Consider the following 867-nt stretch of genomic DNA (forward strand, 5'->3'; position numbering starts at 1 on the left):
TAGACGGTGTTATGAACTTGTGAGCGAAATTAGCGGGTATGGAAGTTACCCGCCGCGCCTATCCCAGCGACGTCACCAACGACGAATGGAGCTTTTTACTCCCGTATTTACTCTTGGTTCGCGAAGACGCGGGCCAGCGCCAGCATCCACTACGCGAGTTGTTTAACGCCTTGCGCTACGTGGTGCGCACAGGCTGCACCTGGCGCTACCTGCCCCACGATTTACCGCCTTGGGCCACGTGCTACCAGCAATGGGCCCGCTGGCGCGATGCCCGCGTCTTTGAAGCCCTGACCGACGATTTGCGCCAGGTGCTGCGCTTGAACGAAGCCCGGCCCGCGGACCCGAGCGCCGTGATTTTTGATTCGCGTACGCTGCAGAGCACGCCCGAAAGCGGGCACCGGGCGGGCTACGACGGGGCTAAACGGCGCAAGGGCAGCAAGGTGCACGTGGCCGTCGACACCTTGGGTCACCTGCTGGCCGCGGTCGTCACGCCGGCCAACGAACAGGACCGGGCCCAGGTCGGCGCCTTGGCCGAAGAAGTGCAAGTGGCCTCGGGGCAAAGCGTTACGCTGGCCTATGCTGACCAAGGCTACACCGGCCAAGACCCGGCCCAAGCCGCCGAAGCGCACGGAATTAACCTGCAGGTGGTCAAGCTGGGGCAAGCCAAACGCGGCTTTGTGCTGCTGCCCCGCCGCTGGGTCGTCGAGCGCAGCCTGAGCTGGAGTGCCCGCTATAAGCGCCTGGCCCGCGATTACGAGCGGCTCGCCGTGAGCTTGCAGCAGCTCCACTACCTGGCCTTTGCTGGACTCATGCTCACCAAAGCGGCGACCCTTAATTTACTTGCAGGTGCATAACACCGTCTAGTGG

At 63.3% G+C, this 867-nt stretch carries 1 protein-coding gene; it reads left to right on the plus strand.

Going from position 1 to position 867, the window contains the following annotated elements; translation table 11 throughout:
• The first annotated feature begins 38 nt into the window (after nt 1-38).
• Nucleotides 39-854, plus strand: coding sequence for an IS5 family transposase (locus tag LJ738_RS21135; RefSeq protein ID WP_227788340.1), 816 nt, complete (start codon nt 39-41; stop codon nt 852-854).
• The last annotated feature ends 13 nt before the right edge of the window (nt 855-867 follow it).

Source organism: Hymenobacter plasmatis, assembly GCF_020711255.1.
Classification (GTDB): domain Bacteria; phylum Bacteroidota; class Bacteroidia; order Cytophagales; family Hymenobacteraceae; genus Hymenobacter.

Bases quoted from the DNA above. Each gene is read 5' to 3' on its own strand.
- LJ738_RS21135 (WP_227788340.1), top strand. From the start codon at position 39: ATGGAAGTTACCCGCCGCGCCTATCCCAGCGACGTCACCAACGACGAA.